The organism is Paraclostridium sp. (genome assembly GCF_051657365.1).
Lineage (GTDB): Bacteria > Bacillota > Clostridia > Peptostreptococcales > Peptostreptococcaceae > Paraclostridium.
This window is the reverse complement of record NZ_JBOFKN010000221.1, coordinates 1-2,255: the sequence shown is the minus strand read 5'-3', so window position 1 is coordinate 2,255 and position 2,255 is coordinate 1. Positions and strand designations below refer to the sequence as shown.

Here is a 2,255-nt window from a genome sequence, read left to right as displayed (position 1 = left end):
AGTCTTGGCAGTAACCGCCACGTTGCTTTGCTTAGCCATCAGCGCGCCCCCTGTTGCATCATCCACGCAGCGAACGCCGAATTAACCCGGCAACTCACACCTGCAAAATTCACCTCGTACACGTAACCACCACGAGAGCCGCCACGAATAGGCAAGCATTTCAGTTGTGTGAGGCGCCGTTCTTTGTTTAAATTGCGTTGAATCATTACGTTCTCTCCTTTCCGAACCGATGATTTCCGAGAAGCCCTGTTGTTCCAGCAACGGGGCTTTTCACTTTTTTGGAGTTATCGCTTCCAGTGCTGACAGCACGCTCTGGCATGCAGCCAACGCTTCATGCGCTTCCTTAATGGCCACCAGCCGACTTTCATCATCACCCGCCAGCAAATGGTTCAGCGCAGCATTGGCAGACTCGCCATGCTCTTTGCATGACTTACCCACCAGCACCTTCAGGTCATGACGTGCTTTGGCTTCTGGGTCCATCAGGTGACAAACAACCCCCAAAGGATTTAAGAAATCATTCAGGTGCTGTTCTGCGATTTGAGGGAATGCGTGAATAACTGCCGGCAGCAAGCTGACGACTACAGCGTGATTGGCAAGGTTGCTTTCTGAACGATCTAACGCACGGAACAAGTTCTGTTCGTTGTTCCACATATCGTCAGTAGTTTTCGGGGATACCAGCAGATCGCGAACGCCAGCGCGGGTGTTTATTCCTAGTGTGAATACAGAATCAACGATATGACACGCAACAGTCTTACGGGATATACTAACGCGCGACGCATTTACTATGTTTTGTATTAACCCGAATACGTTTTGCATATGTACCTCTCTAAAATGAGGTGATTTGTTTAAATCTGGTACACGACTTGTATGTAAACGAATGTGTGACACACTTAACGCATTCATTTTGTTTCCGGTTGTGTGTTACCGATTTCCGGCCAGAAGTCAGTAACGTCCAGATCGATGTTGTGTTGCCGAGCCAGTGTATACAGCGCTGGCAGGCGGGATGGCGGAATCCCGCGAGAGCTCCAGTTCGTAACGCATGCCTTAGTGCATCCAATTTGGGTTGCAACTCCGGTACACGAACCGAAATGGTCTCTCAGGCGTTTTAGAATTTTTTGAGTATTCATAAGTCATTAATACACGTGACGTGTCCATTTTGCAAACGTTATGTTTATAATGCCGTGAGGATGTGTGATGTTCAAGAAGGTTGAGGAGTGGTTAGAAAAAAATTCGCTATCAATGGCGTGGCTCGCTAAGGAGCTGGGTGAACACTCGGCCACTGTGAGTAATTGGAAATCACGTAACTCAATACCAAAAGCTAAACTCTCAGCGGTAGCATCCATCTTGGGTTGCACTACTGAGCAGCTATTGAGCGATGAGCCACTGCCTGAAATCAGCGATTGCCCACCAGAAACCGCAGCTCTTTTGATCGAGGCATTCGGTGGGGTAACTATTTGCGACAGAATTCACTGGTCAGATATTGATGATTGGTTGGATGGTGTGCCGGTTGGTTATGGAAAGTATTTCATCCCAGGCGAAACCTCAAAGCAGTCATTCGTTACTGAGCTTCCAGTGAGCATAGGCTTATCTATCAATGAGATGGGAGCACCTAGCGATACTATAGCCGTTGATGCAGGGCTTACCGTAGATGACTTGGAAAACGCAGACTACGTGCTGGCTAGGTATGGATCTGAGCGGCAAATCACTGCATGGCAATTCCGCCGCATTGGCCCTAAAGAGTTCTTGATAAATCAAGATCCGCAACTGAACTTACCGCCACTTCCTGTATCACGAGGTGACTGGACGCTGATCGGTAAAATCCTCTACTCCATGCGTCTCTCTGCATAATACCGGCTCCGGCCGGTTTATTTTTTCCTCTCTACCAGCAGCATCATCACGCTCAAATACGAGCTCTTGCACCTCGCCATCTCTGAGATAGCGGATTCCTATTCGCATACCCACGCCCCAAAACACTGTATATATATACAGGCCATCATCTTAATACCAAACAGCAATAAAACTCAACACCAACAGTCACATAAACAATAAAAAACAAAATAACTCACATTTTGGATTGCATGAGTAAACATTCTGTGTATTATTAAAAACAGAAAGATTGTAAACCGACCGCTCGGGGCTAGCCAGAAATGGCCGCCTGAACCGGTAACCAGCGCAAGGGAGTTCTCGCCCCTATCCAATTTGGATCAGCTCGGTTCAGGAATAAGCGGGTGCGTGATCTGCACGTAACACAAGCA

General features: G+C 47.7%; 2 protein-coding genes. One reads left to right on the top strand and one right to left on the bottom strand.

The window, feature by feature from the left end:
* Window positions 1-270: 270 nt before the first annotated feature.
* Window positions 271-816 (bottom strand): hypothetical protein, encoded by a 546-nt coding sequence (locus ACRCYC_RS17280; protein WP_438620344.1) that lies wholly within the window; start codon window positions 814-816, stop codon window positions 271-273.
* Window positions 817-1,194: 378 nt separating this feature from the next.
* Here ACRCYC_RS17280 and ACRCYC_RS17275 point away from each other — a divergent pair, with 378 nt between their 5' ends.
* The gene (locus ACRCYC_RS17275; protein WP_438620343.1) at window positions 1,195-1,848 is read left to right on the top strand and encodes a helix-turn-helix domain-containing protein; all 654 of its coding nucleotides are present in this window, start codon (window positions 1,195-1,197) and stop codon (window positions 1,846-1,848) included.
* The last annotated feature ends 407 nt before the right edge of the window (window positions 1,849-2,255 follow it).